Annotated in this window: 28 protein-coding genes; 15 read left to right on the top strand and 13 right to left on the bottom strand. The window is 67.1% G+C overall.

The window, feature by feature from the left end:
* The first annotated feature begins 90 nt into the window (after positions 1-90).
* Positions 91-1,230 (top strand): acyl-CoA dehydrogenase family protein, encoded by a 1,140-nt coding sequence (locus I7X12_RS01805; protein ID WP_198062185.1) that lies wholly within the window; start codon positions 91-93, stop codon positions 1,228-1,230.
* 453 nt (positions 1,231-1,683) lie between these two features.
* Here the strand turns inward: I7X12_RS01805 and I7X12_RS01800 are convergent, their stop codons facing one another.
* The 4 genes from I7X12_RS01800 to I7X12_RS01785 all read right to left on the bottom strand — a co-directional run bounded on the left by I7X12_RS01800 (position 1,684) and on the right by I7X12_RS01785 (position 4,902).
* Entirely contained in the window at positions 1,684-2,199 is a 516-nt protein-coding gene (locus tag I7X12_RS01800; protein WP_198062184.1) for a GNAT family N-acetyltransferase, read from the bottom strand.
* 77 nt (positions 2,200-2,276) lie between these two features.
* Positions 2,277-2,978, bottom strand: a complete 702-nt coding sequence (locus I7X12_RS01795; protein ID WP_198062183.1) for a helix-turn-helix domain-containing protein — start codon at positions 2,976-2,978, stop codon at positions 2,277-2,279.
* 86 nt (positions 2,979-3,064) lie between these two features.
* A complete protein-coding gene (locus I7X12_RS01790) occupies positions 3,065-3,622 on the bottom strand; it encodes a hypothetical protein (RefSeq protein WP_198062182.1) in 558 nt (185 codons plus the stop codon).
* 191 nt (positions 3,623-3,813) lie between these two features.
* The gene (locus I7X12_RS01785; RefSeq protein ID WP_198062181.1) at positions 3,814-4,902 is read right to left on the bottom strand and encodes a YihY/virulence factor BrkB family protein; all 1,089 of its coding nucleotides are present in this window, start codon (positions 4,900-4,902) and stop codon (positions 3,814-3,816) included.
* A gap of 155 nt (positions 4,903-5,057) precedes the next feature.
* Between I7X12_RS01785 and I7X12_RS01780 the strand changes: the two genes are divergently transcribed.
* The 3 genes from I7X12_RS01780 to I7X12_RS01770 are packed head-to-tail and all read left to right on the top strand — an operon-like array spanning position 5,058 to position 7,200.
* The gene (locus I7X12_RS01780) at positions 5,058-5,288 is read left to right on the top strand and encodes an AbrB/MazE/SpoVT family DNA-binding domain-containing protein (protein WP_198062180.1); all 231 of its coding nucleotides are present in this window, start codon (positions 5,058-5,060) and stop codon (positions 5,286-5,288) included.
* Positions 5,289-5,660: a PIN domain-containing protein gene (locus I7X12_RS01775; protein ID WP_198062179.1), complete on the top strand. Its 372-nt coding sequence runs from the start codon at positions 5,289-5,291 to the stop codon at positions 5,658-5,660.
* Between the two features lie 43 nt (positions 5,661-5,703).
* Positions 5,704-7,200 carry a replication factor C large subunit gene (locus I7X12_RS01770; protein WP_198062178.1) on the top strand — a complete coding sequence of 499 codons (1,497 nt, stop codon included), beginning with the start codon at positions 5,704-5,706 and terminating at the stop codon, positions 7,198-7,200.
* Between the two features lie 6 nt (positions 7,201-7,206).
* On the opposite strand, the gene I7X12_RS01765 is transcribed toward I7X12_RS01770, so the two are convergent.
* Positions 7,207-7,515, bottom strand: a complete 309-nt coding sequence (locus I7X12_RS01765) for a hypothetical protein (protein WP_198062177.1) — start codon at positions 7,513-7,515, stop codon at positions 7,207-7,209.
* A gap of 66 nt (positions 7,516-7,581) precedes the next feature.
* Positions 7,582-8,427: a COX15/CtaA family protein gene (locus I7X12_RS01760; RefSeq protein ID WP_198062176.1), complete on the bottom strand. Its 846-nt coding sequence runs from the start codon at positions 8,425-8,427 to the stop codon at positions 7,582-7,584.
* 287 nt (positions 8,428-8,714) lie between these two features.
* Here I7X12_RS01760 and I7X12_RS01755 point away from each other — a divergent pair, with 287 nt between their 5' ends.
* Positions 8,715-10,982: an NADP-dependent malic enzyme gene (locus I7X12_RS01755; RefSeq protein ID WP_198062175.1), complete on the top strand. Its 2,268-nt coding sequence runs from the start codon at positions 8,715-8,717 to the stop codon at positions 10,980-10,982.
* Positions 10,983-11,025: 43 nt separating this feature from the next.
* On the opposite strand, the gene I7X12_RS01750 is transcribed toward I7X12_RS01755, so the two are convergent.
* A complete protein-coding gene (locus I7X12_RS01750) occupies positions 11,026-11,892 on the bottom strand; it encodes a DUF7351 domain-containing protein (RefSeq protein ID WP_198062174.1) in 867 nt (288 codons plus the stop codon).
* A 186-nt stretch (positions 11,893-12,078) separates the two neighbouring features.
* Here I7X12_RS01750 and I7X12_RS01745 point away from each other — a divergent pair, with 186 nt between their 5' ends.
* Together I7X12_RS01745 and I7X12_RS01740 are read left to right on the top strand one after the other, a co-directional pair.
* Positions 12,079-12,483: a DUF5788 family protein gene (locus I7X12_RS01745; protein ID WP_198062173.1), complete on the top strand. Its 405-nt coding sequence runs from the start codon at positions 12,079-12,081 to the stop codon at positions 12,481-12,483.
* 84 nt (positions 12,484-12,567) lie between these two features.
* Positions 12,568-12,933: a hypothetical protein gene (locus I7X12_RS01740; RefSeq protein WP_198062172.1), complete on the top strand. Its 366-nt coding sequence runs from the start codon at positions 12,568-12,570 to the stop codon at positions 12,931-12,933.
* Here I7X12_RS01740 and I7X12_RS01735 read toward each other — a convergent pair whose 3' ends face one another.
* The 3 genes from I7X12_RS01735 to I7X12_RS01725 all read right to left on the bottom strand — a co-directional run bounded on the left by I7X12_RS01735 (position 12,934) and on the right by I7X12_RS01725 (position 15,356).
* On the bottom strand, positions 12,934-13,599 hold the full coding sequence (locus I7X12_RS01735; protein WP_198062171.1) for a ribonuclease H family protein: 666 nt from the start codon (positions 13,597-13,599) through the stop codon (positions 12,934-12,936).
* 198 nt (positions 13,600-13,797) lie between these two features.
* Positions 13,798-15,012: a TIGR04347 family pseudo-SAM/SPASM protein gene (locus tag I7X12_RS01730; protein ID WP_198062170.1), complete on the bottom strand. Its 1,215-nt coding sequence runs from the start codon at positions 15,010-15,012 to the stop codon at positions 13,798-13,800.
* The gene (locus I7X12_RS01725; RefSeq protein ID WP_198062169.1) at positions 15,009-15,356 is read right to left on the bottom strand and encodes an Htur_1727 family rSAM-partnered candidate RiPP; all 348 of its coding nucleotides are present in this window, start codon (positions 15,354-15,356) and stop codon (positions 15,009-15,011) included. The genes I7X12_RS01730 and I7X12_RS01725 overlap by 4 nt, the downstream gene beginning before the upstream one ends.
* 199 nt (positions 15,357-15,555) lie before the next feature.
* On the opposite strand from I7X12_RS01725, the gene I7X12_RS01720 reads away from it, so the two are divergent.
* The 7 genes from I7X12_RS01720 to I7X12_RS01690 all read left to right on the top strand — a co-directional run bounded on the left by I7X12_RS01720 (position 15,556) and on the right by I7X12_RS01690 (position 20,295).
* The gene (locus I7X12_RS01720; RefSeq protein ID WP_198062168.1) at positions 15,556-16,689 is read left to right on the top strand and encodes a TIGR04053 family radical SAM/SPASM domain-containing protein; all 1,134 of its coding nucleotides are present in this window, start codon (positions 15,556-15,558) and stop codon (positions 16,687-16,689) included.
* A gap of 157 nt (positions 16,690-16,846) precedes the next feature.
* Positions 16,847-17,224, top strand: coding sequence for a winged helix-turn-helix domain-containing protein (locus tag I7X12_RS01715; RefSeq protein ID WP_198062167.1), 378 nt, complete (start codon positions 16,847-16,849; stop codon positions 17,222-17,224).
* A complete protein-coding gene (locus I7X12_RS01710; protein ID WP_198062166.1) occupies positions 17,221-17,562 on the top strand; it encodes a DUF7521 family protein in 342 nt (113 codons plus the stop codon). The genes I7X12_RS01715 and I7X12_RS01710 overlap by 4 nt, the downstream gene beginning before the upstream one ends.
* Before the next feature lie 179 nt (positions 17,563-17,741).
* Positions 17,742-17,972 carry a DUF7521 family protein gene (locus I7X12_RS01705; protein WP_198063760.1) on the top strand — a complete coding sequence of 77 codons (231 nt, stop codon included), beginning with the start codon at positions 17,742-17,744 and terminating at the stop codon, positions 17,970-17,972.
* A gap of 323 nt (positions 17,973-18,295) precedes the next feature.
* On the top strand, positions 18,296-18,622 hold the full coding sequence (locus tag I7X12_RS01700) for a hypothetical protein (protein ID WP_198062165.1): 327 nt from the start codon (positions 18,296-18,298) through the stop codon (positions 18,620-18,622).
* Positions 18,612-19,214 (top strand): hypothetical protein, encoded by a 603-nt coding sequence (locus tag I7X12_RS01695; protein ID WP_198062164.1) that lies wholly within the window; start codon positions 18,612-18,614, stop codon positions 19,212-19,214. Before I7X12_RS01700 ends, I7X12_RS01695 begins: the two co-directional genes overlap by 11 nt.
* A 196-nt stretch (positions 19,215-19,410) precedes the next feature.
* Positions 19,411-20,295, top strand: a complete 885-nt coding sequence (locus tag I7X12_RS01690) for an IS1595 family transposase (RefSeq protein ID WP_198062163.1) — start codon at positions 19,411-19,413, stop codon at positions 20,293-20,295.
* A 226-nt stretch (positions 20,296-20,521) separates the two neighbouring features.
* On the opposite strand, the gene I7X12_RS01685 is transcribed toward I7X12_RS01690, so the two are convergent.
* The gene (locus tag I7X12_RS01685) at positions 20,522-21,946 is read right to left on the bottom strand and encodes a hemolysin family protein (RefSeq protein WP_394355622.1); all 1,425 of its coding nucleotides are present in this window, start codon (positions 21,944-21,946) and stop codon (positions 20,522-20,524) included.
* A 143-nt stretch (positions 21,947-22,089) separates the two neighbouring features.
* Between I7X12_RS01685 and I7X12_RS01680 the strand changes: the two genes are divergently transcribed.
* Positions 22,090-22,728: an NAD(P)-dependent oxidoreductase gene (locus I7X12_RS01680; RefSeq protein WP_198062162.1), complete on the top strand. Its 639-nt coding sequence runs from the start codon at positions 22,090-22,092 to the stop codon at positions 22,726-22,728.
* Positions 22,729-22,786: 58 nt separating this feature from the next.
* On the opposite strand, the gene I7X12_RS01675 is transcribed toward I7X12_RS01680, so the two are convergent.
* Both I7X12_RS01675 and I7X12_RS01670 read right to left on the bottom strand, forming a co-directional pair.
* Positions 22,787-24,478 (bottom strand): glycoside hydrolase family 13 protein, encoded by a 1,692-nt coding sequence (locus I7X12_RS01675; protein ID WP_198062161.1) that lies wholly within the window; start codon positions 24,476-24,478, stop codon positions 22,787-22,789.
* On the bottom strand, positions 24,475-26,283 hold the full coding sequence (locus tag I7X12_RS01670; protein ID WP_198062160.1) for a glycoside hydrolase family 13 protein: 1,809 nt from the start codon (positions 26,281-26,283) through the stop codon (positions 24,475-24,477). The genes I7X12_RS01675 and I7X12_RS01670 overlap by 4 nt, the downstream gene beginning before the upstream one ends.
* Positions 26,284-26,390 lie beyond the last annotated feature (107 nt).

Here is a 26,390-nt window from a genome sequence, read left to right as displayed (position 1 = left end):
CGACCCCGACTCCAATGGCGCTCACCCGTGCTCACAGACCCCCCGTCTCACCGACACAGCCTTTATTCTCGACCGCGGCAACATTTGCGTATGGAGTTCACCCTCCCGGACGAACACCGGATGATCCGCGATACGGTGCGGGAGTTTTGCGACGAGGAGATCGAACCCATCGCCCAGGAGATCGAGGACGAGCATCGCTTCCCGGCGGAGGTGTTCGACGATCTCGCGGACCTGGACGTGATGGGCGTTCCGATATCCGAGGCCTATGGCGGCCTCGGCGGGGACCAGCTCATGTACGCGCTCGTCACCGAGGAACTCGGCCGGGTGTCGGGGTCGATCGGCCTCTCCTACGCCGCACACGTCTCGCTGGGGAGCAAGCCAATCGAGCTGTTCGGGACGGAGACACAGAAAGAACGGTGGCTCGAACCGCTCGCGACCGGCCGGGACCTCGGCTCGTGGGCGCTGACTGAACCGGAGTCGGGGTCGGACGCGTCCGATATGGACACCACAGCGGACAAAGAGGGCGACGAGTGGGTGTTGAACGGGACGAAGCAGTTCATCACGAACGCGAACGTCGCTGGGTCGGTGCTGGTCAAGGCCGTGACCGACCCGGAGGCGGGCTACGACGGCATCTCGACGTTCGTCGTCGATCCCGAAGACGAGGGCTTCGAGGTGACGACGGTGTGGGACAAGATGGGACTGAACGCCTCGCCGACCTGCGAGATCCGGCTGTCGGACGTGCGTCTCCCCGACGACCGACTGCTCGGCGAGCCCGGCGACGGCTGGGACCAGACGAAGAAGACGCTGGACGGCGGCCGGATCTCGATCGCCGCGCTGTCGGTCGGGCTCGCGCAGGGCGCCTTCGAGGCGGCGCTCTCCTACGCGAAAGAGCGCGAGCAGTTCGGCCAGCCCATCGGCGAGTTCGACGCGGTCCGGGACATGCTCGTCGCGATGGACCGCAAGATCGAGCGGGCGCGCCTGCTGACTCACAAGGCCGCCGTGGCCTACGATAACGGGGAGGACGTGACCCGTCTCTCGTCGATGGCGAAACTCGACGCCTCGGAGATCTCGCGGGAGGTCGCCGAGGACGCCGTGCAAGTGCTGGGCGGCTACGGCTACACCACCGACTTCGCGCCACAGCGCTTCTTCCGCGACGCGAAGCTCATGGAGATCGGCGAGGGAACCAGCGAGATCCAGCGGCTCGTCCTCGGGCGGGAGCTCGGGCTGTAGATCCTCCGCTTGGTATGCGTACGTATTGAGCGAGCGTTGCAGTCGAGTACCTCGTGAACGAAATGGAGACGACAGCGACCGAATTCGACAGCAGGCGATGAACGCCCTCGGCGCGCTCGCGGTCGCTCTGTCGGATATCCTCGCTCCCTGCGGTCGCTCGAATAGCGCCGACAGAGACGACGCTACTCCGTCGCGATCGCGTCTCGCCCGTTCAATACGCCAGGGGCAGCACCGCAGACGGCCACTCACCTCCCCAGCCGACTCACTCGGTCGCTGCGCTCGCTCGTTCGTCCCTCGCACGGCGACGACTTGCGGCCTCACTGTCGTTCGGCACGCTCGTCAGCGCGCGCCACCGCAATTACTCACTCTTTCACCTGCACGGAGCGAATTGAGTGAGTGAAAAACGGGGGACGTAAACTGTTGTACGGTGCCCGCGCCGTTACCAGTCTGTCACTACTCGCTCGCGAGCACGCCGTAGCGCTCGATGTCGACGCGCTCGCCGCGGGCGAACGCCTGGTCGGGCAGCGTCGCCTCGTGGTCGAAACCCGCCTTCTCCAGCACGCGCGTCGAACCGTCGTTGAACGCGAAGACGCGCGCCCAGACCTTCTCGTATCGCAGTTCGTCGAACCCGTACTCGACCATCCGACGGACCGCCTCGGTCGCGTACCCCTCGCCCCAGTGGTCGGGGTGGAAGAAGTACGCGAGTTCGGCGACGCCCCACTGTTCGCTGACCCCGCGGAAACTGACGGTCCCGACGCGCTCGCCGTCGACCCGCAGGCAAAACTGGACGCCGTCTTCGCCGAGCGACTCGAACCACTCGCGCTCGTCGGCCATGTTTCGGGGTTCGGTCGCCGACAGCCCCTCGCGCACCTCGGGGTGGTTGATCATGTCCCGGAAGAACTCCAGGTCGTCCTCCTCGACCGGGTGGAAGGTCACCCGCTCGGCTTCCATGAACACCGGTCCGCTCATGCTCGCCGGGACACCGGCGAGGGCCTTCAGCGTTCCTCCGGCGTGGGACGGGTCCGCACGGCCGGGCCCGTCGCCGCTCAGGGCAACTCTCGCACGCGAGCGAGCATCTCGTCGAGGTCGGTCGGGCAGGCGGCCAGCGAGTAACCGTCGATCCGGGCGAGGTCGCCGGCGTGTTGCCAGACGGCGTCGGCGTCGAGCCCCTGGAGGACGACGGCGTTGGGTGTCGGGTTCAGCACTCGCAGAGCGACCATCGCGCCCTCGCCGCTGGTGACGTTCGTGAACACGAGCGCGCGGTTGGTCGACTGGCCGTAGAGCCGATAGAACTCCTCGGAGGAGAGCCGAGAGATAGCCTGGATGCTGTCGATGACGGTGTGGCCCGCGACGGTCTCCTGGGCACCGGAGACGATCTCCGTGGCGCCGATGGCGTCGTAGAAGTCGCCGACCGGAACGGCCGTGGGGTACTCCCGGAGGTCGTGGACGATGTCGGCGTCGAAGCCGGCCGAGAGCACGCGAGCGTGCTGGCGGATGTGGCTGCCGCCGCGGCGCTCGTCGATAGTCAACAGCGCCTCGACGGTGCGCTTGACGACGCCGATGCCCGGGCTCTCGCGGCGGCCGCTCTCGTAGTCCGAGACGACCGAGGGCGAGACGCCGAGTTCGTCGGCGAGTTCGGTCTGGGCGACTTCGAAGTCGGTCCGCCACTTCCGGAGGGTGCCGCCGGGGTCGTCGCTGAGGGCGATCTCGCCCGCGATCTTCTCGGCCAGCTCGCGGCGCTCTCCCATTTGCCCGAGCATCGACGACTGACGATAAAAGCGTGTCGAACCACCGAGAGCGGCCCGTCCGGTCCGACTCCGTCGACGGTCGCTCGCTACTCCGCCGACACGTGGCCGCCGACGAGCCCACCGACCGCCCCGAAGACCAGCGGATACACGACGCCGGCGAGCAGGACGGCGGTCACGAGCGCGGGGCCGGCCGAGGGACCGTCACCGCTGCCGATCGCGAACAGGACGGCGCCCGCGAGCGACAGCGGGAGATATCCGAGTACGACGGCTGCGCCGTTGCGGGCGGCCGTCGTCGGTTCCGTAGCGGTGTCCCAGGCGGCGACCGCGCCGCCGAGAGCCAACAGGACCGGCGGGAGAGCGAACAGCGCGGTCAGCGCCGCCTCCTCCCCGCCGGCGACGAGGTTCACCGACCGCTGGCCGAGCAGCGATATCTGCACGGCGACGTTGTGGGCGTTGTAGAACAGCCACCCGACGAGCTTCCAGGCGACCGGCTCGCCGGTGAACACCTCCAGTACGTTCGATCCGAACGAGTCCCGGACGGAACTCCCGTGCAGCAGGTACACGACGAGATAGCCCAGTATCCAGGCGGCGATTCCCCCTGCCAGCCCACGACCGGCCGCTCGTTTCGCATCCGTGTCTACCATACACCTCCCCCCTTCGAGGCCTGTGGAAAATGCTTTCTGGAGTGGGATACGGCGGCTCGGTCGGCCGTCGACCCGGCGAGCCGCCGCGTTCGGAGCGGTGAACCGCGGGACGCGACGGCTCTCCTCGGACGTGGCTCCCACCCGGCCGCCGTGGTCGCGCCCGCCGAGTCCGCTCCGCTTCGGAGCGGGACTCAGTCGTCGCTCCGGTCGGCGGACCCGCCGGCGCGGTCGGCAACGGGCTCGACGCCGTTCGGCGTACTCCAGCTGAGTTCGACCGTCCACCGGCGCTCGTCACCGTCGCTCGCCGCGTACTCGAGGAGGTCGACGTCACCGGTCGGCTTCGGCCGGACCTCGCGGTCGGGGTCGGCCCGCGCAGCCTCGTAGCGGGCGGTGAGCTGTTCGTCCAGCCCCCGCAGGTAGGCGTCGAGTTCCGCGCGGCTCAGCGACGCGCTGCGTTTCCGCTCGTAGCCGCCCGCGCCTCGACCGACGCCGCCGGGCCGTCCCGAGGCGTGACCGCCCCGAACCGCGTTGATGACCGCGCCGAGCAGGAGCACCAGCGCCGTGAAGTAGAGGTACGTGACGACGACGACGACGCCCCCGAAGAAGCTGCTCGACCCGGGGTCGCTAAAGGCGAGATACACCTGGAAGAGGCTCTGGAAGGCAGCCCAGCCGACGGCGGCGAACACCGTCCCCGGCAGCACGTCTTTCCACCCCAGGTCGGCGTCGGGGAAGACGTAGTACATCGGGAAGAAGGCGAGGACGAGCCCGGCGACCAGCACCAGCGGCGTCATCAGTCCGAGCAAGGGGATGGTGTCGGCGAAGACGGCGAACGCGGCGCTGACGCCGACGGTCGCGACGACGGCGACGACTAACGCGGCGAGGACGACGACGGCGTCGCGAAGTGTGTCCGTGAATCCGTTGTCCGACTCCGTCTCGTAGATCTCCGAGAAGGCGGTGTCGAGGCCGCGGAAGATCTTCAGCGCGCCCCACAGGAGGACGACGAGGCCGATAACCGAGGCGCCGGCCGCGGCCTCGCCCGCGAACAGCTGCGCGACGATATCGGCGATGGGGCCGGGAAGCCAGCTCTCCGAGGCCTCGACGACCCTGTCCTCCAGGCCGCCACCGACGACCGAGAGGACGACGAACAGGAGAAGCAACAGCGGCGCCAGCGAGACGAAGGCGTTGTACGCCAGCCCCGCCGCCATGAACGTCACGTTCTTCGCCGAGAAGTCCGCGTAGACCCGTTCCCCGAACTCGCGCGCGCCGCCGAACGTGACCATGTCCTCGGTTGGGCTCGCGACCGGAAAACCGGCGCGCCGGCGGACGCGTGGCCGGTCGCTCGGGCCGGTTTCGTTCCGGCCGGCACGGCGCCATCTGGTGGGTTAGATAGGTTTTCGTGGGAAGATTCTTTAACGAACCCACCATACGTCTCGATATGCCCGATGTGACACTGGACGACAGGGGACGGCTGACGCTCCCGAAGGATACTCGGGAGCGCTACGGTGACCGCTACCGGATCGTGGAACTCCACGACGGGATCAAACTCGTTCCGATCGCCGACGATCCGCTCGACGCGCTGCGCGAGGAGTTCGCAGACGTCGACGAGTCGGCCGACGAACTCCGCGAGCGAGCGCGGGAGGAAGCGCTGGACGGGGCCGGCCGCTGAATGTACGTCGAGACGGACTTCCTGCTCGCGCTAATCAAGGACGACGACTGGCTCGGCGCTGCGGCGGAGCGCGTTTATCGCGATCACGAGGACGACCTGTGGACCTCGCAGTTCACGCTCGTCGAACTGCTGCTCGTGGCCTACCGGGAGGACCGCGACGTGGAACGGGTGGTTACGAACGCGGCCGCGCTGGTGACGGTTCGAGGCGACGTGGACGCGGTCGTCGCAGCGGCCTCCTACGTGGCGGACCACGGACTGACGCCGTTCGACGCGCTACATCTCGTCCACTCGGACGGGGACCGGATCGTCTCCAGCGACGGCGCATACGACGAGTTCGCACCGCGGCTCGACCTGCGGACCGTCGAGGAGTGAGGGTCCGAAACCACTAACCCCCTCACACGCTTGTCCTCTGGCAATGGACTGGACGGAGAAGTACCGGCCCTCGTCGCTCGACGAGATCCGCGGCAACGACAAGGCCCGCGACGCCCTGCAGGAGTGGGCCGACACCTGGGAGGACCACCGGGAAGCGGTCGTCCTCCACGGCTCGCCCGGCATCGGCAAGACCTCCGCGGCGCACGCGCTGGCCAGCGACGAGGGGTGGGCGACCATCGAACTCAACGCCTCGGACTCGCGGACGAAGGACGTGATCGAGCGGGTCGCCGGCGAGGCCGCCAAGTCCGGCACGCTCACCGCCGGCGGGGCCGGGCGCCGGGTGGTCATCCTCGACGAGGCCGACAACCTCCACGGCAACGTCGACCGCGGCGGGTCGGCGGCGATCACCTCGCTGGTCAAGGAGGCCAGCCAGCCGATGATCCTCATCGCCAACGAGTTCTACGACATGTCCAACGGGCTGCGCAACGCCTGCCGGGAGATCGAGTTCCGCGACGTGTCCAAGCGGTCGATCGTCCCCGTCCTCCGGGACCTCTGTCGCAAGGAGGGCGTCGAGTACGACGACGACGCCTTAGACCAGATCGCCGAGATGAACAGCGGTGACCTGCGCGGAGCGATCAAGGACCTCCAGGCGATGGCCGAGGGTCGCGACCGCATCGGCGCCGACGACGTGGTGACGGGCGAGCGCGACAAGACGGAAGGCGTGTTCAACTACCTCGACACGGTGATCAAGGAGGCCGGCGCCGAGGAGGCGCTGAAGGCCTCCTACGACGTGGACGAGACGCCGGACGACCTGATCAACTGGATCGAGGACAACGTGCCCAAGGATTACGAGGGCGAGGAGCTGGCGGTCGCCTACGACTTCCTCTCGAACGCCGACGTGTGGCTGGGTCGCGTGCGCGCGACGCAGAACTACACGTTCTGGCGCTACGCCGGCGACAACATGACCGCCGGCGTCGCCGCGGCTCGACGGGAGCCTAAAGGTGGATGGACCCGCTACGGGCCGCCGAGTTACTGGTCGAAGCTCGGTCGCTCGCGAGGGACCCGGAACAAACGGGACTACATCGCCCAGCGGATCGCCGAGGCCGGCGGCGTCAGCATGTCCACCGCTCGTCGGGAGATCCTGCCCCACCTGTCGGTGATGACCCACCACTGCAAGAACCGCGAGCTCACCGTCGCTATGGCCGCGAAGTACGAGCTCGACGCGAAACACGTCTCCTTCGTCACCGGCAGCGGCGAGGACACCAACAAGGTCCAGTCGATCGTCGAGGACGCCGAACGACTGCGCGAGGAGCGCGCCGTCGAGAACGCCGGCGGCGCCTTCGAGAACGCTCACGCGGGCGGCGGCGAGGGGACCGAGGAGACCGACGACGAGGAGAGCGACGGAGCCGACGAGGAACCCGCACAGGCGGCGCTCGACGGGTCCGGCGGCGAGTCGGTCGACGAGGACGCCGACGACGAACCCGCGGACGACGCGGACGCCGACGACGACTCGCAGTCGGGCCTCACCGACTTCATGTAGCGCCGGTTACCCGTTCGCGACCTCGGACTCTACTTCGCCGGTGTCGTGGCGCCAGCCCCGATACAGCAGGTAGATCCCGGCGACGAGGAGGACGACCGCGAACGCGTCGAGCCCGTAGTTCAGCGTCGTTCCGGTCGGGACCGGTCCGTCCTGGGTGACCTGCAGCAGTCCGTAGGCCAGCCAGGTGAGGCACATTCCGAGGTAGATCGGCAGTTCTCGGCCCGATATCTCGCCGCGCCGGTACCGGACCGCGAACACGCCGATCAGGAGGAGGTACGCGACGACGAGCGCGTAGTCGGCCATTTCGGGGACCATCAGCCGACGCTTGGTCGGGCTGTGGTAAGTGTCTACGGGATGGTCGGACGACGGGGCAGTAGCGCGTCAATCGGCGTGCTGGGCACCGAAGCCGCCAGTGTCGACCATAACGCGGTTGGTGAGGACCGCGAGTCCGGCGACAGCGACGGCCAGCAGGACCGTCACGGTCTCGCCGTAGAGATCGGGGAGGCCCCACTTCTGCCGGCTCAACACCATGGCGACGTACAGCAGCGCCGCGGCGCCGGCGGTGACCGCGCGGAACCGGAGGAGGTTCGCGGGGTCGACGGTGTCTGCGCTCCAGACGAGCAGCGCGACGAGCGCGGCCAGAAGGGCGAACGAGACGGCGTAGTAGGCGATGCGGTTGGTCGGCGGGTGGTCGAAGACCGCGAGGAACTCGAAGACTGCGGCGAGCGCGACGAGGCCGCCGCCGAGGCCGACGACGGTCCGAACGGCGGTGGAGCTCGGGGTGTCGAACATCCGGACGGTCGCGTAGACGAGCAGCGCGAAGATGGTCGTCGCGGTCGTGAAGTGAGCGGTCATGATGGCTGGGTTGAACCCGCGGGGGAACATGCCGCCCGCCGTCGTGGTCACGCCGCCGAGGACGATCTGGATCGGGAGGATCGCGATGGTGGCGGTGACGGCGTAGCGGATCCGGCGGTCGTCCTGCCAGCGCCAGACGCCGTAGAGCCAGCCCAGCAGCAGGAAGCCCACGACCATCGCGAAAAAGCGGTGGATCCATTCGAAGAAGCTCGCCCAGTTCGCCGGGAACAGGCCGAGCCAGCCGTTGCACAGCGGCCACTGGGTCCCGCATGAGAGCCCGCCGCCGGTCGAGCCGGTGTGCAGTCCCAGCAGGATGAGGACGAACGTCAGCGCCGTCGTGACGCCCGCGAGGGCCCGAAAGCGTCGACTCATGCGCGGCGCTTGGTGGCCCACGGACTTTACTCCCCTCATTTGCTCGTCCGCCCGCTCGACGAGCGGACGGCGTCTCCACGAGGCCCGGTACCGTGTGACCGGCTCGCATCGATGAACGTCGTCCCGACACCGTTCCCGGCCGCGGAACGCGTTTCTGGCCCGACAGACCGTCTTTGGGGTCGCTCGGCAACGAACGTAGCCGTTTCCAGGGTTCGACGAACGACGACACATCCCTCGTCATTTGGCCCAACGCGAAAGTTTTTGCCGGTCCCGTCCGCGGATCGGATATGGGACTCGACGAGGACGCACTGGAGTATCATCGGACAGCACCGCCCGGGAAACTGGAGATCGCGACGACCAAGCCGACGAACACCCAGCGGGACCTGCAGCTGGCGTACTCACCCGGCGTCGCGGCGCCCTGTCTCGAGATCGACGAGAACCCGGCCGACGCCTACGAGTACACGGCGAAAGGGAACATGGTCGGCGTCATCTCGAACGGTTCGGCCGTGCTGGGACTGGGCGACATCGGCGCCCAGGCTTCCAAACCCGTCATGGAGGGCAAGGGCGTGCTGTTCAAGCGCTTCGCCGACATCGACGTGTTCGACGTCGAACTCGACGAGCACGACACCCAGGCCTTCATCGACGCCGTCGCGGCGATGGAGCCGACGTTCGGCGGGATCAACCTGGAGGACATCAGCGCGCCGGAGTGTTTCGTCATGGAGGAGCAGCTCCGCGAGCGGATGGACATCCCCGTCTTCCACGACGACCAGCACGGCACCGCCATCATCTCCGGCGCCGCGCTGATCAACGCCGCCGAGATATCCGGCAAGAGCCTCGAAGACATGCGGATCGTCTTCTCCGGCGCCGGCGCCAGCGCCATCGCGACCGCCCGCTTCTACGTCTCGCTGGGCGCGAAGAAAGAGAACATCCTCATGTGTGACTCCTCGGGCATCATCACCGAGGAGCGCGCCGAGGCCGGCGACCTGAACGAGTACAAGCGCCAGTTCGCCCGCGACGTGCCCGAAGGGGATCTGGCCGACGCGATGGACGACGCCGACGTGTTCGTCGGCCTCTCGATCGGCGGCATCGTCTCCCAGGAGATGGTTCGGTCGATGAACGAGAACCCGGTCATCTTCGCCATGGCCAACCCCGACCCCGAGATCACCTACGAGGACGCCAAGTCCGCCCGCGACGACACCGTGATCATGGGCACCGGCCGCTCGGACTACCCCAATCAGGTCAACAACGTCCTCGGGTTCCCGTTCATCTTCCGCGGGGCATTGGACGCCCGCGCGACCGACATCAACGAGGAGATGAAACGCGCCGCCGCCGAGGCGCTCGCCGAACTGGCTCGCCAGGACGTCCCCGACGAGGTCGTCAAGGCCTACGGCGACCAGCCGCTACAGTTCGGCCCCGAGTACATCATCCCGAAGCCCGTCGACCCGCGCGTCCTCTTCGAGGTCGCGCCCGCCGTCGCCGAGGCGGCCATGGAGTCGGGCGCCGCCCGTCGCGAACTCGATACCGACGAGTACGTCGAGCGCCTCGAAGCCCGCCTCGGCAAATCGCGCGAGATGATGCGGGTCGTCCTCAACAAGGCCCAGAGCGACCCCAAGCGCCTCGCGCTGGCAGAGGGCTCCAACGAGAAGATGATCCGCGCCGCGTTCCAGCTGCAGGAGCAGGGCATCGCCGAACCCGTCCTCATCGGCGAGCGTGAGGAGATCGAAGCCACCCGTGACGACCTCGGCCTGGAGTTCGAACCGGAGGTCGTCGATCCCGAGAACGGCGACTACGAGGAGTACGCCGAGCGGCTCCACGAGCTCCGCCAGCGCAAGGGAATCACCCGCAGCGAGGCCTCGGAACTCGTCGAGAACGACACCAACTACCTCGCCAGCGTGATGGTCGAGCAGGACGACGCCGACGCGATGCTGACCGGCCTTACCCACCACTATCCCTCGGCGCTGCGCCCGCCGCTGGAGGTCATCGGTACGGCACCCGACGCCGACTACGCGGCCGGCGTCTACATGCTGACGTTCAAGAATCAGGTCGTCTTCTGCGCGGACGCGACGGTCAACCTCGACCCCGACGCGGACGTGCTCTCGGAGATCACCAAACACACCGCCACCCTCGCTCGTGACTTCAACATCGAACCGCGGGCGGCGCTGCTCTCGTACTCGAACTTCGGCAGCGTCGAGACCGAAGGCACCGCGAAGCTCCGTGACGCCGTCGGCGACCTCCACGACGACCCCGAGGTCGACTTCCCGGTCGACGGGGAGATGCAGGCCGACACCGCCGTCGTCGAGGACATCCTCAACGGCACCTACGACTTCGCCGACCTGGAGGACCCGGCGAACGTCCTCGTGTTCCCGAACCTCGAAGCCGGCAACATCGGCTACAAGCTGCTCCAGCGACTCGGCGGCGCCGACGCCATCGGTCCGATGCTGGTCGGCATGGACAAGCCCGTCCACGTCCTCCAGCGCGGCGACGAAGTGAAAGACATCGTCAACTTGGGCGCAGCCGCCGTCGTCGACGCCCAGCAGCAGGAAGAAGACGAGTAAGCGTCCGGCGCCCCCGGCGCCGGTTCGTCGCACCGGTCCGGTTCTATTCGCTCGGTTTTCGCCCCTCGACCGAGACCACGTCGGCGTCACCGTCCAGCGTGACTATCAGCATCTCCTCGGGCAGTCGCACGTCGACGCGGACGCGGAGCGGGTCCTCGGCGACGACGGTTTCCGCGCCGACGCGACACCACTCCAGCGTCCAGAAGGGGGTCGCTCGGAGGTCGATGCCCTCGGTCGCGTACGCGGCGACGACCTCGGGGTGAGAGAGGGCGGCCGCGCCGACGGGGAATCCGTGCTGGAAGCCACAGCCGCGGCAGTCGCCGTGGAAGAAGTAACCGTCCTGTTCGGGCTTCGGTTCGGGGACGATCCCGGGCGTCAGGTCGCCCTCGCACTCCGGGCAGACCCCGCGGCGGATCCCTTCGGCCTGATGAGTGAGGACGACGGCGACCCGCTCCAGCAGTGCGTCGCCCTCGTGGCCGTCGAGGAGACTCGGGGAGACGGGGAACAGCAGGGCGTGGTCGTCGACGCCGCAGGTGAGCAGCAGGTGGCCGTTCTCGTAGCGCAGCGCCAGCGCGTCACCGCAGAAGGAACACTCCCCCGGAACGTCGGCCGGCCCCCAGGTCCAGTCGGGGTCGAGTGACCCCGAGGCGACGGCCGAGACGACGGTCAGTCCCACGCTGGAGACGGCGTATCCATCGGATCCCTCGGTCACGAGGTCGCCGAGCCGGTCGAGGTGGTAGTTGAAGTTCCCCTTGTCGCGGACCCCGACCCCCTCGCGGAGGTCGCTGTAGGCGACGAACGGGTCGATCGGTGACTCGCGGAACGCTTCCGCCAGTTCGTGGAGGATCGCCATCCGCGTGTCGTTGCTCGCCAGTTCGAACGCCGCCCTCGGGCTCGACTCCGCGCCCATACGCGGGCTTGGACCCCCGCCGACTAAACGCTACACACCTATCACCTCCCTTGGAGTAACGCGGTGCTCCGAGCGCTTACGTCCAGTCCGGCGGTTGATCCATCTCGTGACGGAAACACTCTCCAGCGGATGTCGGACCGACAGGACGGGCCGGGTACGGCGAGAAGCGGCGGGAGGTGCCGGGCAGTGAACGACCGCGAGCGCCAGCGGTTGCTCGACGCGACGCGGCGCCAGTCCGGGACCATCGGCGAGCGGATCCCGGAGACGGTCACCGTCCAGGGGGACGCGTTCCCGCTCCGGGAGTTCGTCTTCGAATGCAAGCGCCTCGACGCCGTCCCCGAGTCCGAGCGCGAGCGCATCGAGGAGACCGAGCGTCGCCTCCAGCGCGAGCGACTGGCGCGCAAACAGCGGATCGAAGACGGCGACATCAGTCAGGAGGAGGGCGAGGCACTGGTCGACAGCATCCGAGGCCTCGATCGCGCGATCAACGCGCTGGAGGGGCTGGACGAGCCGAGGTACTCGGAGCAGCTGCGGCGCAAGAAGATCGAAGACGCCGAGGAACTGCTGTCGCTGATCGAACAGCGACCCTGAAGGGTCGTCACCGGCGGCGACGCCGACCGTCTCCGCTCGGCACAAAACATACGTGTGTGATCTGCGTCCGTTCCCGTAGCAGCGATGGACAAGACGATCGACGTTTCGGGTTGGCCGATGCGCGCGCTCCGGTACGCGCTGACCGGCTGTTACACGTTCGGGACGCTATTCGTCCTGTCGTTTTTCGTCTGGCGGGCGCTCACCGCGCTCGACGTCGCGATCCCCTATCGCGACGGACTGGTCTGGCCAGCGGTGTTCGCCGTGCTCTGGGCGGTCCTGACGGTCAAATGCGTACGGGTCTTCGAGCGGGCGGACGGCGACTGGTGGGGACCGATCCCCCGCGAGCAGTACCTCGGGCGGTTCGCGGAAGCCGGCGGGCTCGCTCGTTACAGCTGGGAGAAGGCGATCGACGAACTACCGGACGGTGAGGACGACGACCGCGACCGGTGATCAGTCGCTCGCGCTACCGCGGTCGGCCCGCGAGGGCGGTGGATAGCGGTCGTCGCCGGTCGCCGACGGCGCTTCGGGGAGGAGACAGCGGTCGGGCTCGCCGTTGACGTGGGCGTACTCGTCGGGGGCGTTGGCGAGCGGGTGGGCCGGGTTGTACCCGCTGTCGATGCGGGCGGCGCGGATCTCGGCGAAGTCGCGCAGCCGCGAGCTGATGCCGCGCCAGTGGAGGCCGATGGCGGGCGGGTGGGTCACCGAGTGGGTCGGCTCCAGTTCCGGGTCCCGGTGGGTCAGGACGGCGGCGTTGACGTTCTCGGCGAGGATATCGTGGTCGATGAGGACGCCGACGCTCGCGTCGGCGGGCGAGCGGGTGGCGAGCACGTCGAGACCGAGGTGCAGCGCCCGATACTCGGCGACGTTGTTGTCGGGGGCGCGGTTGGGCACCGACAGCCGCGCGACGCGCTCGCCGTCGCGCGTCTCGATGACGACACCGAGTCCGCCGGTGAACTCGCGAGCGTCGTCGCCTGGCGCGGTGCCACCGGCGGCTCGATAGGAGCCGTCGGTAGCGAGATAGAAGTCTCGGTGGTGCGTACGAGGCGGGTGGGCGATGTGCGGCGTCGGTGCCTCGTCGAACAGGTCCCGAAGAGTCGGCCGGCCGTATGCGGCCATACGAGCCCTTGGTGGCACGGTAATTTAAACCTACGGGGGATTTCGGGCCATCGCGTCTGATTAGCCGAGCATTCGGCCACGGAACGGTGGAAACGAGCACCGAGTCCGAGGCCGTCGCAGGGTGACCAGCCGTCGATTCGATATCGCGGATAACGGTGTATCAGGTCGGAATCGGACGCGGTCGCCGACGGTACAGGATCAGTCGGCGGCGTCCGGAACGCCCGTCTCGCCGTCGGTCCCGCGTTCCTCGGGGGTGAGATAGCACTGCGGGTCCGGGCCGAACGGGTCGTCGCCGGCCGAGAGCGCCCGCAGGCGAGAGCCGCCGCGGCAGATGTCCCGGTACCGGCAGTCGGCACAGCGGCCGGTGAGGTGCCGTTCCCGCTCGCGGAGCGCCCCCAGGAGCGGATTGGACTCGTCGGTCCAGATCGCGCCGAACGGGCGGTCGCGGACGTTGCCCAGCGAGTAGCCCTGCCAGAACTGCGTGAGGTGGACGTTCCCCTGGTAGTCCACGTCGGCGATCCGCTCGCCGGTGGGGTCGCCGCCGTTGGTCAGCAGGTATCCCCGGACCCGGTCGGCCATCGCTTCGCCCAGTTCCCGACGGGCGTACTCGACGAGGTAGGCGGCGTCGGCGTAGTTGCCGACCAGCAGCGTCTCGATCTCGTGGCCCCGGCCGTGGTACTCGCGAGTCAGGTCGCAGACCCGCCGGACCGCCGCCCGCCGTTCCTGTGGCGTCAGGTCGGCGTCCCGGATCTCCGCGCCGCGGCCGCCGTAGTCGAGGTGGTAGAAGCAAAAGCGGTCGACGCCGCGGTCGGCCAAGAGATCCACCACGTCCGCCAGGTCGTCGGCGTTGTGTCGAGTGATCGTGTAGCGCAGGCCGGTCTTCAGCCCCGCGGACTGGGAGGCCTCGATCCCTTCCAGCGCGCGATCGAACGCGCCCTCCTGGCCGCGGAAGGCGTCGTTGCGCTCGGGCATCCCGTCGACGGAGACGCCGACGTACTGGAGGCCCGCGTCGCGGAGCGCCGCGGCCCGTTCCTCGGTCAACAGCGTCCCGTTCGTGGAGAGAACTGGCCGCAGTCCCGCGTCGCTGGCGTGGCCGACCAGTTCGACCAAGTCCTCGCGGGCCAGCGGTTCGCCGCCGGAGAAGAGGACGACGGGGGCCCCGAACTCTGCGAGTTCGTCGAGGAACTGTTTGCCCTCGGCGGTGGTCATCTCTCCGGGGGCCGGTTCGGTCTCGGCGGCCGCGTAGCAGTGGTCGCAGTAGAGGTTGCACTGTTTCGTGCAGTTCCAGACGACGACGGGGCGGCGCTGTTTGCGCTCGCGGATCTGCGCTTTCTCCGACTCGGCGGCGGCGTCGTAGCGCAGGCCGTCGCCCTCCGCGTCGAGGTCACAGAGGAGCTTGCTGACCGAGATCACGCCTGTTCACCTCCGTCGTCACCGGACCGAGTGTCGTCCGTCGCACCCGTCTCACCGGCACGGTCCGAGAGGGCGACCCCGTCGGCCGCGAACCGTCTGGTCTCGTCGGCGGGACAGAGCCACAGCGTCTCGGCGCTCCAGCCGAACAGCCGTTCGGCCTGTTCGCGGGCGATCTCCGCCGAGGGGGCGCTGACGCTGCCGGCGTGGGTCAGGGGGTCGCCAGCCGTTTCGCGGACGAACAGCTCCCACTCCCGGGTCACGTCACCGCGGGGCGCGCCGACGATCCCGTCGAGAGAAGCGTCGCCCGGTTCGCGGTCGCCGAGGTCGATATCGAGGTCGGACATATTCGAGCCGACGGACTCCCGGTTCAAACCCACTCGACCGGATTTTCAGTCGCTGGGAACGCGACCGTCCGCTTAGGATGCTCAGTCCGAATTCGACGGTGATGACCGAGGCTCGAACGAGTCCGCCGGATATCGCCGCCGGGAGGTCGAACTCGGACCGCGGTCGCCTGTCGGCCAGCCGACGGGGGAGGTGGCGCTGATGCGGCCGCCGGTCGACACCGCCGAGCGGCCGCTCGTGCTCATCTGGGAGGTGACCCAGGCCTGCGATCTGACCTGCGACCACTGTCGGGCCGACGCTCGACCCGCTCGCCACCCCGACGAGCTGTCGACGGCGGAGGGCAAGGAGCTGCTCGACCAGGCTACCGACTTCGGCGAGCGCCAGCTGGTCGTCCTCTCGGGCGGCGACCCGATGAAGCGTACGGACCTCGTCGAGCTGGTCAGCTACGGGACCGATCGGGGGCTCACGGTGTCGCTGACCCCCAGCGGGACGGACGAACTCGACGCCGACGCGATCGGGGCGCTGGCCGACGCCGGCCTGAAGCGGATGGCCCTGAGCCTCGACGGTGCGACCCCCGAACGTCACGACGCCTTCCGCGGCGAGTCGGGGAGTTTCGAGGCGACGATGCGAGCGGCGAGAGGGACTCAGGAAGCAGGAATCCCGCTGCAGATCAACACGACCGTCTGCGCCGACACCGTCGAGGACCTGCCGGCGATCCGCGACGTCGTGGCCGACCTCGGTGCGGTGCTGTGGAGCGTGTTCTTCCTCGTCCCCGTCGGTCGCGGACAGGTGCTGGACCCGATCCCGCCCGAGCGCGCGGAGCGAGTGATGGAGTGGCTGGCCGACGTCGCCGACGAGGCACCGTTCGGCCTGAAGACGACGGAGGCGCCCCACTACCGTCGAGTTCGCAGGCAGACGGCCGCCGGATCGGCGGGTGCGTCGTCGGACGGCGATGGCGGGGGGCCGACCGACGACGAAAACCGGCGGGCGAGCGTCCTGGCGGGCGACGGCTTCGCGTTCGTGAGCCACACGGGCGAGGTGTACCCGTCGGGCTTCTTGCCGCAGTCGGCGGGTACGGTCCCCGAGGATCACGTCGCCGAGGTGTACCGCGAGTCGGAGCTGTTCACGTCGCTGCGGGACCGCGACGAACTGCACGGGAAGTGCGGCGTCTGTCCGTTCAGAGAGGTCTGCGGCGGGAGTCGGTCGCGAGCGTTCGCCCACACCGGCGACCCGCTTGCGAGCGACCCGCTCTGTGGCTACGTCCCACCGGGCTACGACGGGCCGCTCCCGTGGGACGAGGCGACCGACGCGGCCCGGGCCGACGGACGCCCCTGACTCTCCGATTGGGCCGTCCACGGGCCGAGACCGGACATGTTCGATACGTGTTAGGTAAACGACGCGTCGGGCGCGGTCGCTCTCTGCGGGTCGTGGTCGATCGCGGTGGGCGTGTGTCGGTGCGGTTATAACCGTCGTCGGGCAATGGGTGCGTAGTATGGTCCGTGACCCGTTCGCGGACGACGAGGCGCCGGACCTCCAGGAGGTGCTCGACGCGCTCGACGACCCGGACTGTCGGGCGATCGTCAGCGCGCTGGAGGAACCGATGACCGCCAGCGAGATCTCCGAGGAGAGCGACATCCCGCTGTCGACGACCTACCGCAAGCTCGACCGACTGGAGGAGGCCCAGTTGCTGTTCGAAGGCACGGAGATCCGCCCGGACGGCCAGCACGCCAGCATCTACGAGGTCGACTTCGAGGAAGTCGTCATCGCTTTGACCGAGGAGCGCGACTTCGAAACCGAGATCGCCCGTCAGGCACGGACGCCGGACCAGCGCCTCGAATCGCTCTGGTCGGAGGTACGCAAGGAAACATGAGCCCACACGCTACACCCGGTACCATCGTACTCGTCGCGTTGAAGACGATCACGCTCGTCCTCGGCGGGATGATCACCTACTTCGCCTACAAGGCACACCGTCGGAGCGGCGCACAGCCGCTGTGGTATCTCGCGGTCGGGTTCGGGGTCGTCACCGCCGGGACACTCCTCGCGGGCGCCATCGACCAGGCGATACGCTTCTCGCTGTTCGGGGTGAACGTCCCCTTCTTCGGCGGCAACGTCGACAACCAGACGGTCGCCGACTTCGCGCTCGCGATCGAGAGCGCGCTGACCGCCACCGGCTTCGCCGTCATCGTCTACTCGCTGTACTCGGAGTGACCCCGGCGCCCATCTTCGACTTCTCCCCTCGTTTTCACCCCATAGGAACGCGTGACGGGGTATATCGACTCCCGCCCAGTCCGCACGAGTAGAGTGTTTCCCGTGCTCGAAACGACACTCGTCCTGGCACGCACCGAGGCGGCCACGCCGTCGTTCGGCGCGATACTCCCGGTGCTGTCCTGGCGTACCGCCGTACGACCGACCCGGCGCTACGCGCGCTCGCCGTCGGGATCGGCCTCGTGACCATCGGTGTCGTCCTCGGAGGCGTCCTCCACAGAGCCGTCGACGTGCGGCTCGCCGTCGGCGTCCAGAATGTCTCCACCGCCGCCGACTTCGCCGTGCTGGCCGACTCGCTGTACGCCGAGCGAGACGACGCTGGATCGACCGACCACCGCCGGACGGCCGTCTAAGCGGCCGATGGCGATAGACGGGGTGAACCAAGTCCGCCCCGGTGATAAATCTCTAATCGCTATATCGAACACGGGGGAGTTTCGACACAAGTTCCGAATGTAGAAATCTACAAACCACCAACTGTCCAACAGTATCTAAGGTATCACTGGCTCAGAGGAGGCTCAATAGCTCCGCCGAGGCCTCTTTGGTCAGAATGTTGTAATATTATCGAGGAGATCGACACGAATCGGGCATACAATCGCGTGTCTGAAGCACCGAGAAATGTAATGACAAATACTAACACGTCATAACATATAACTCCCTGCGCGGCGAACGCCTCTCTATGAGCGGCTCAAGCTACGATGAAACGATTCAGTTCCGTGCCGGGGCCGAAAAAGAGGCTGCGAAGCTGCTTGATGAGGTTCATATTGGCGGCGTTAATGTGAGCGAACTTGCCCGGACCGGGTTAGTCGAGATGCTCCGCCGATCTCTGGACGAACAGGATGAGATCGCGGTCTACGAACGATATAGCCGCGGTGAGATCGATGAAGATGTAGCGCGGGTTCTTCTCGGCGAGAAAATCGACCAGATGGAAGCCGAGAAAGACGCATTCGAGTCGGCAATGGAGCGAGATACCTCAACATTCCTCGCTGATAGCGATGGCGAGTGACCCTCGCCACCCACTCCTGGCCGATACGAGTTCCCTGATTGCTGTTGCGAACACTGACCAGTGGGACATACTAGCGGAGTCGGTCGCTCTCACGACCACGAACGTCTGCAAGCACGAACTCCAGAACCACGTCAATGCGAACACGTACGCGCCCGAGGGAAGCCGCGAACAGTATCTAAAACGAGGCAGCGAGCGTGTGCTTGATCACCTAGACGAGGATTCCTCGTCGTGGTCATGCGTAACTGTTGTTCCCCGGCCACACGGGCCGGATGCGGGCGAGGAATCGCTGAAGCAGGAGCTGTCCGAACACGGTGACTCGTATCAGGTCGTCTCGCTTCTCGATAGAGCCGCACGCCGGTCGATCAGGCGACTGGTTGAGGACCATGGATACGATGTTGACGGTGTGGGGCCGCCGTATCTCCTCTACGTCCTCTTCGATAACGACCTCATTTCGAAGGCAGAGTTCTGCAAGGCGACAGGCCAGATGATCCGGACTGAAGGGTGGACGGGATATGAAGTCGTCAAGAACGCGTGGGACAGTATTCCTGTTGATTGTTCCGAGTTCCTTGACGAAGGTGTTCTCCCACTTTGAGAGCTTACGAGTGCTGGAACGCTCAATACAGGCAACAGAGATACTATTGATTTCCGAGGACGGGATTCTGATGCGTAAAATACCTTTCCGAAGGTGTAAATAAATTCGCTCTTGCGTAGGAGATTGTTGACGCTGCTGAGCGGTAGCTGTGGAGTCGAAGAGGACAAGGGCACCGCGCTAGCGGTGCCCGACACGAATGATTCCGCTGGATGTGTTTGGGTCGGAATCGGTCGCAGCGGACCTGTTAGCGCAGGTTCGCTGGCGTGACGGTGTTACCTGTCCTCGCTGCCGTTCTGACTGGACGGTCAGAAACGGCAGCTACAGAGAGTTTCAGCGGTATCTGTGTAAGAATTGCGACCGCACGTTCAACGACAAGACCGGCACAATCTTCGCACATTCGAAGATTGCGCTCCGTCGGTGGTTGTTCTCAATTTACGCGTTCCTCCGGTTTAACACGAGTCTCCGCCAGCTACAGTGCGAAATCGAGGTGACACACAAGACGATGCACCGGCGCATCGAGCGCTTCGCCAGAGCGCTCGATGCGCCTTCCCTCGATCTTGTCGGACCCGTCGAAATCGACGAAGTGTGCGCCAACGCCGGGAAGAAAGGCCGCGAGCGCGACCGAGAGTCGCGCTCGCGCGGCCTGTCCACGCGCGGGCGTGGTTCATACGATGGCGACGAGCCCCCCATCTTCATCATCGCCGATCGCGCCACCGGACAGCGGTACGTCATTCCGGCGAAAGCCGCAGACGAATCGACGATTCGACTCCTGCTGGCCGACCGCCAACAGGAGTCGATCACTGTCTATACCGATGGCTTTCGGGCGTACGAGCCGCTCGAAGACGACGACGCATTTGACCGCGAGTACGTCGTCCACGGCGACGGCGAATACGCCGACGACGAGGTCCACGTCAACACCTGCGAGAGCCACGCGTCGCAGGTGCGACGGTGGCTCTCGTCTCACCGAGGTATCTCCAAAGACAAGCTAACACAGTATCTCAGAGCGTTTCAACTACGTCGAGAGCTGTTTCGGAAACCCGGCCGAGCTGCTCTCAAACACGCTGTCCAAGTGACGCTGTGAAATCAACAATGTGCTACGTATGAGCGTTCTTCATTTAATTACCGGGTAGCTGAGGTTTAGGATTCGTTTCGCTTAGTCGTCCTTGTTTCAGGGCGAGATTGGGTGATGAAAATCCAGCTATTGCGAGACTCGTTTGTAGCCTTTTAACCGTTCGAAAAATGTGATCGCAGTTTCGACGAGGGTGCCGAAGCGACGCGACCGGCGCCGGTCGTCGAGGCGTGCCCGCTCAGTCGGTCCCGTCCTCGTCGGTCGGCGGCGCACCGTCCGCCGTCGACGCCCCGTCTGCCGTCGACTCCCCGTCGGCCGGGTCGACGATATCGCGGTCGACGGTCACCCGGGCCTTCTGGATGCGGGTGTCCTCCACCCGTTCGGCCCGCAGGGTCACGTTCTCGTAGTCGAACGTCTCGCCCTCCTCGACGAGGCGGCCGGCGCGGTTGAAGATGAACCCCGCGATGGTCTCGAACTCCTCGCCCTCGGGGAGGACGACGTCCAGCGCCTCGTTGACCTCTTCGATGTTGACCGAGCCGTCGACCAGGACGGTCTCGTCGTCGACGAACTCGATCGGATGCTCCTCGTCGCCGGCCAGGATCTCGCCGACGATCTCCTCGGTGAGGTCCTCCATCGTGACCAGCCCCTCGGTGGCGCCGAACTCGTCGATGACGACGACCATGTGCATCCGGTTCTCGCGCATCTCCGAGAGGAGGTCGTCGACGTCCTTCGACTCGGGGACGTGGAGGGTCGGGGAGACCACCTCGCCCACCTCGATGTCGGCGAAGGTGTCGTAATCGGTGTCCTCCAGGTCGCGGATGTCGAAGACGCCGACCACGTCGTCGAGCGACTCCTCGTAGGCGGGCAGGCGGGCGTGGCCCGACCGGATGCACTTCCGGATGGCCGCTTCGACGGTCGCGTCCGTCGGGATGGCGACCACGTCGAGACGGGGGGTCATCACCTCCTTGGCGGTGGCGTCGGTGAACCGCAGGGTGCGCTGGAGCATCTGACGCTCCTCCTCGGCCAGGATGCCCTCGCGCTCGCCGGTCTCGATCATGTTGCGGATCTCGTCGCGAGTGACGTAGGTCTCCTCGATGGACGAGCTGCCGCCGGTGACCTTGTTGACGACGCTCGTCAGGTAGTAGAACAGAGTGATGAGCGGCCACAGCACCTTCTCGACGACCTTCAGCCCGCGGGCGACCCGTCGGGCGTGCAGTTCGGTGTTCTCGACCGCGTAGGACTTCGGTGCGCTCTCGCCGAAGATGAGGACCATCGACGTGATGCCGAGCGAGGAGACGAGCACCGCCGTGCCCGGGTCGAAGTAGAAGCCGACGAGCGTCGTCGAGACCGAGGACATGGTGATGTTGACCATGTTGTTCCCGACGAGGATCGTCACGAGCAGGCGGTGTGGGTCCTCCTTGAGCGACTTGACCGCCCGCGCGCCGCGTTCGCCCTTCTCGACCATCGCGTCGATCTGGTGGGCGGGCAGGGAGAACAGTGCGATCTCGGACGACGAGAAGAAGCCCGACCCCATCAGCAACAGGAGGATCAGGCAGACGCCGAGCGCCGTGACCTGTGTCTGTCCAAGCTCGATACCGACGAGCGGTACGGTGTACTGTGCGACACCGATCCCGGCGACTGCCGTGAGTTCGGACGGCCACACAATGTCGGCTATTCCCGGAGTAGCGGATTAATCCTTGTGTGTGGAACGGAGGAACTCCGACACGATCCCGCGGTGTCACCGATGTCACCCGGTCACACCCGTGTCGTCTGAGATATATCTGTGCCACGCACCAATCACTCAGCGTGCACGTACTGCTGCTCGGAGCCAGCGGCCGGATCGGACGGCGCGTCGCGACGGAACTGCTCGACCGCGGCCACGAGGTGACGGGCGTCTCCCGCAGCGGAACGGTCGAGGGCGTCGAGGACCCGTCGTTCGTCGCCGTGGCTGGCGACGCGAGCGACCCCGACGCGGTGGCGCGGCTGGCGACCGGCCACGACGCCGTCGCCAGCGCGCTCGGGCCGGGTGAGGGAGAGGACCCGGCGGTACTCGTGGAGATGATGGACGCGGTGGTCGAGGGGATGCGCCGAGCGTCGGTCGACCGCCTCGTCTGGACCGGTGGTGCGGGCGGCCTCTCGGTCGGCCCGGACACCCGGCTGGTCGAGACCGACGAGTTCCCCGACGAGTGGGAGGGGCTGGCTCGCTCGGCGATCGATGCCTACGAGGACCTCGCCGAGGCCGACGACATCGACTGGACGTATCTGGCGCCGGCCGCGATAATCGAGCCCGGCGAGCGCACCGGCGAGTACCGCACCGCCGAGGGCGAACTCGTCGCCGACGAGGACGGCGACAGCTACGTTTCGATGGAGGACTTCGCCGTCGCGCTCGCCGACGTGCTCGAATCTGGCGAGGCGGTTCACACGTACCTCGGAACGGGGTACTGACTGCGGAGCCGAACGACGGCCGAGGAATCGGAGGTCGGAGCGGACCCGGCCGTGGGACTCAGTACGCGTAGACGACGGCCTCGAACGGGCGGAAGGTCGCGCCGACCGGGTCGGTCGGGGCGTCGTCGTAGTTGGCGAGGAGGACTTCCGTGTCGTCCGCCGTGAAGTCGGCCGGCGCGAACGTCGCCGGCTCGTCGGACCAGTTGCAGACGACCAGGCGGCGCTCGCCGTCGAGTTCGCGAGTGAACGCGTAGAACTGTTCGTCGTCGGCGACGAGGGTGTCGTAGTCGCCGTAGACGAAGACGGGGTCGTCCTCGCGGAGGTCGATCAGCCGCCGGTAGTGGTGGAACACGGACTCGTCGTCGGCGCGGGCCTCGGCGGCGTTGATCTCGTCGTAGTTGTCGTTGACGGGGAGCCACGGGTCGCCCTCCGAGAAGCCGGCCGCCTCGTCGTCGGCCCACTGCATCGGCGTCCGGGCGTGGTCGCGGCTGCGGTAGTTGACCGCTTCGCGCACGTCGTCGAAGGAGTCGACCGTGCCGGATTCGAGCATGTCCTCGACGAGGCCGACCGTCATCGCGTCGTCGATCTCCGAGAGGTCGTCGAACTCGGCGTTCGTCATCCCGAGTTCCTGGCCCTGGTAGAGGTAGGGCGTGCCCCGCATCGTCAGCAGGAACGTGGCGATGCAGGTCGCGGAGCGACGGCGCTCGGACTCGTCGCCGAACCGCGAGACGATCCGCGGGTGGTCGTGGTTACCGAGGAAGAGTGCGTCCCACGCCGGCTCGGCGACTTCGCGCTGGTTGCGGGTCATCAGCTCCTCGAACTCGGGGAGGCTCCACTCGCCCCAGTTGTCGTCGGTCCAGTCGTCGGCCTGGTCCACGTCGAGGTGGTCGAAGTGGAACACCATGTCCAGGCAGTCGCCCCGCTGGACGAACTCCCGTGCGTCGTCGGCGTCGGCGCCGCCCATCTCGCCGGCAGACATCGCCCCGTCGGGGACGACCGTTCCGAGTTCGTCGAGGTACTCGCCGAGCCGCGGGCCGAAGGTGTAGTGTTCCGAGCCCGAGGGGCCGGGCTCGTCGGGGTCGCCCGCGGGGTAGCCCTCGGGCTTCGAGAGGTGGCTGATAGCGTCCATCCGGAACCCGTCGATGCCCTGCTCGACCCACCAGGTGACGACCCCTTTGACCGCCTCGCGCACGTCGGGATTGCGCCAGTTCAGGTCGGGCTGGTTCTCGTTGAAGACGTGGAGGTACCACGCCTCGCGCTCGTCGTCCCAGGACCACGCCGACCCGCCGAACAGCGACTCCCAGTCGTTGGGCGGCTCGTCGGGCTCGCCCTCGACCCAGTGGTAGTAGTCGGCGTATTCGCCCTCTTCGCGGCGGGAGCGCTGGAACCACTCGTGTTCGTTGGAGGTGTGGTTGACCACCAGGTCCATGATGAGCTTCATGTCCCGGTCGTGGAGCTCGTCGCGCAGACGCTCCCAGTCGGCCATGTCGCCGAACTCCTCGTTGATGGCGCGGTAGTCGCGGATGTCGTAGCCGTTGTCGTGGTTCGGCGAGTCGTAGACGGGCGACAGCCACACCACGTCGACGCCGAGGTCGTCGAGGTAGTCGACGCGCTCGGTGATGCCGGGGATGTCGCCGATCCCGTCGCCGTCGCTGTCGTTGAAACTCCGCGGGTAGACCTGATAGACGACTGCTTCCTTCCACCACTCGCGGTCGATTCGACTGTTCTGGGTCTGTCGTTGCTGTGTCATCGGTCGGTGCTCGTCGGTCGGGTAGTCGCTGGGTCGGTACTCGCCGCGTCGGACGTCGACCGGTCGGGCGCGGGCGTCAGGTAGACCCGCGCCTCCCACGGGTCGAGTTCGAGGGTTCGGCCGGGGAGTGCGGGCGCGTCGTCGTTGGCGAGCGCGAGTTCGAGGCCGTCGACGGTCACGTCGGCGGGCGCCTCGAAGGTCGTCGGTTCGTCGTCGAAGTTCAAGACGACTAGAGCGCGCTCCTCGGCGGGCGAGCCAGCGGCGTCCGCCGCCTCCTCGCTCTCGTCGCCGCGCTCGCGGGCGAGCGAGCGTGTGTACGCGAACAGGTCGGGGTGGTCGGGCGCGAGCAACTCGAAGTCGCCGTAGACGAGCAGGTCGCGGTCGCGGAGGGCGACCAGATCCCGGTAGTAGTGTAACACCGAGTCGGGGTCGTCGCGGGCGCGGGAGACGTTGACCTCGGTGTAGTTGGGGTTGGCGTCGATCCACGGCTCGCCGTCGGTGAAGCCGGCGTGGGCCTCGTCGGCCCACTGCATCGGCGTGCGGGCGTTGTCGCGGCTCATCGCCTCGACGGCCTCGCGCACGTCTTCGTAGGCGTCGGCGTGGCCCTCGGGGTCGTCGACCGCGGACGCGACGTAGTTGCGGACCTCCACGTCGCGCAGCGCCTCGCGACCCTCGAAGGGCGCGTTCGTCATCCCGAGCTCTTCGCCCTGGTAGACGAACGGTGTGCCGCCGAGCGTGTGGGTGAGGGTGCCGAGCAGCTTCGCGGACTTGCGGCGGTACTCGCCGTCGGACCCGAACCGCGAGACCATGCGGGGCTGGTCGTGGTTGTTGAGATACAGCGAGTTCCAGCCGTCGTCGGCGAGGCCCGCCTGCCACTTGGCGAGGATATCCTTGAACTCGACCAGGTCGGGCTCGTCGGCGTCGAACTTGTGCTCGCCGTGGTCGAAGGTGACGTGTTCGAACTGGAAGAGCATCGAGAGCCCGTCGCTCTCGGACCCGACGTACTCGCGGGCGTCGTCGACGGAGACGCCCGGGGTCTCGCCGACGGCCAGAACCGACTCGTCGTCCAGCACCTCGTCGACCATCTCGTCGACGTACTCGTGGACGCGCGGGCCGTTCATGAAGTGTTCCGCGCCGCCGCTCTCGGGGCCACCGTCCGGGTAGCCATCGGCCTTCGAGATCATGTTGATGACGTCCATCCGGAAGCCGTCGATGCCCTTCCCGAGCCACCAGTTCATCATGTCGTAGACCGCCTCGCGAACGTCGGGATTGGCCCAGTTCAGGTCCGGCTGCTTCTCGTCGAACAGGTGGAGATACCACGCCTCGCGTTCGTCGTCGTAGCTCCAGGCGGGCCCGCCGAACACGGACTGCCAGTCGTTTGGCGGCTCGTCCGGGTCGCCGTCGACCCAGTGGTAGTAGTCGGCGTACTCCTCGTCTTCGCGCCGGGAGCACTGGAACCACTCGTGTTCGTCGGAGGTGTGGTTGACCACCAGGTCCATGATCAGACGAACGTCGCGTTCGTGGAGTTCGTCGCGCAGTCGCTCCCAGTCGGCCATGTCGCCGTAGGCGTCGTCGATGGCGCGGTAGTCGGCGATGTCGTAGCCGTTGTCGGCCTGGGGCGACTCGTAGACGGGGTTGAGCCAGACGGCGTCGACGCCCAGTTCGTCGATGTAGTCGACGCGGTCGACCAGTCCCGACAGGTCGCCGACGCCGTCGCCGTCGCTGTCGTCGAAACTCTTCGGGTAGACCTGGTAGACGACCGCTTCTTTCCACCAGGCGCGTTCGTCGTCGCTGACGCCGCTCATCGCCTGTCACCGCCCGTCTCCGGTGTCGACGACGCGACCGACAACCGGGGATGGTCCGTGGCCTCGTCCCGCTCGGGGCCAGCGATTCGCGCGTCGCTTCGGATGGC

This window comes from Halosimplex litoreum (genome assembly GCF_016065055.1).
Classification (GTDB): domain Archaea; phylum Halobacteriota; class Halobacteria; order Halobacteriales; family Haloarculaceae; genus Halosimplex; species Halosimplex litoreum.
Note: the sequence above shows the minus strand (reverse complement) of the source record. Positions and strands in the feature narration are given on the sequence as shown.

Excerpts from the sequence above, each read along its gene's own strand:
- I7X12_RS01805 (WP_198062185.1), top strand. The coding sequence starts at position 91 with ATGGAGTTCACCCTCCCGGACGAACACCGGATGATCCGCGATACGGTG.
- I7X12_RS01800 (WP_198062184.1), bottom strand. The coding sequence starts at position 2,199 with ATGAGCGGACCGGTGTTCATGGAAGCCGAGCGGGTGACCTTCCACCCG.
- I7X12_RS01795 (WP_198062183.1), bottom strand. The coding sequence starts at position 2,978 with ATGGGAGAGCGCCGCGAGCTGGCCGAGAAGATCGCGGGCGAGATCGCC.
- I7X12_RS01790 (WP_198062182.1), bottom strand. The coding sequence starts at position 3,622 with ATGGTAGACACGGATGCGAAACGAGCGGCCGGTCGTGGGCTGGCAGGG.
- I7X12_RS01785 (WP_198062181.1), bottom strand. The coding sequence starts at position 4,902 with ATGGTCACGTTCGGCGGCGCGCGCGAGTTCGGGGAACGGGTCTACGCG.
- I7X12_RS01780 (WP_198062180.1), top strand. The coding sequence starts at position 5,058 with ATGCCCGATGTGACACTGGACGACAGGGGACGGCTGACGCTCCCGAAG.
- I7X12_RS01775 (WP_198062179.1), top strand. The coding sequence starts at position 5,289 with ATGTACGTCGAGACGGACTTCCTGCTCGCGCTAATCAAGGACGACGAC.
- I7X12_RS01770 (WP_198062178.1), top strand. The coding sequence starts at position 5,704 with ATGGACTGGACGGAGAAGTACCGGCCCTCGTCGCTCGACGAGATCCGC.
- I7X12_RS01765 (WP_198062177.1), bottom strand. The coding sequence starts at position 7,515 with ATGGTCCCCGAAATGGCCGACTACGCGCTCGTCGTCGCGTACCTCCTC.
- I7X12_RS01760 (WP_198062176.1), bottom strand. The coding sequence starts at position 8,427 with ATGAGTCGACGCTTTCGGGCCCTCGCGGGCGTCACGACGGCGCTGACG.
- I7X12_RS01755 (WP_198062175.1), top strand. The coding sequence starts at position 8,715 with ATGGGACTCGACGAGGACGCACTGGAGTATCATCGGACAGCACCGCCC.
- I7X12_RS01750 (WP_198062174.1), bottom strand. The coding sequence starts at position 11,892 with ATGGGCGCGGAGTCGAGCCCGAGGGCGGCGTTCGAACTGGCGAGCAAC.
- I7X12_RS01740 (WP_198062172.1), top strand. The coding sequence starts at position 12,568 with ATGGACAAGACGATCGACGTTTCGGGTTGGCCGATGCGCGCGCTCCGG.
- I7X12_RS01735 (WP_198062171.1), bottom strand. The coding sequence starts at position 13,599 with ATGGCCGCATACGGCCGGCCGACTCTTCGGGACCTGTTCGACGAGGCA.
- I7X12_RS01725 (WP_198062169.1), bottom strand. The coding sequence starts at position 15,356 with ATGTCCGACCTCGATATCGACCTCGGCGACCGCGAACCGGGCGACGCT.
- I7X12_RS01720 (WP_198062168.1), top strand. The coding sequence starts at position 15,556 with ATGCGGCCGCCGGTCGACACCGCCGAGCGGCCGCTCGTGCTCATCTGG.
- I7X12_RS01715 (WP_198062167.1), top strand. The coding sequence starts at position 16,847 with ATGGTCCGTGACCCGTTCGCGGACGACGAGGCGCCGGACCTCCAGGAG.
- I7X12_RS01710 (WP_198062166.1), top strand. The coding sequence starts at position 17,221 with ATGAGCCCACACGCTACACCCGGTACCATCGTACTCGTCGCGTTGAAG.
- I7X12_RS01700 (WP_198062165.1), top strand. The coding sequence starts at position 18,296 with ATGAGCGGCTCAAGCTACGATGAAACGATTCAGTTCCGTGCCGGGGCC.
- I7X12_RS01695 (WP_198062164.1), top strand. The coding sequence starts at position 18,612 with ATGGCGAGTGACCCTCGCCACCCACTCCTGGCCGATACGAGTTCCCTG.
- I7X12_RS01690 (WP_198062163.1), top strand. The coding sequence starts at position 19,411 with ATGATTCCGCTGGATGTGTTTGGGTCGGAATCGGTCGCAGCGGACCTG.
- I7X12_RS01675 (WP_198062161.1), bottom strand. The coding sequence starts at position 24,478 with ATGACACAGCAACGACAGACCCAGAACAGTCGAATCGACCGCGAGTGG.
- I7X12_RS01670 (WP_198062160.1), bottom strand. The coding sequence starts at position 26,283 with ATGAGCGGCGTCAGCGACGACGAACGCGCCTGGTGGAAAGAAGCGGTC.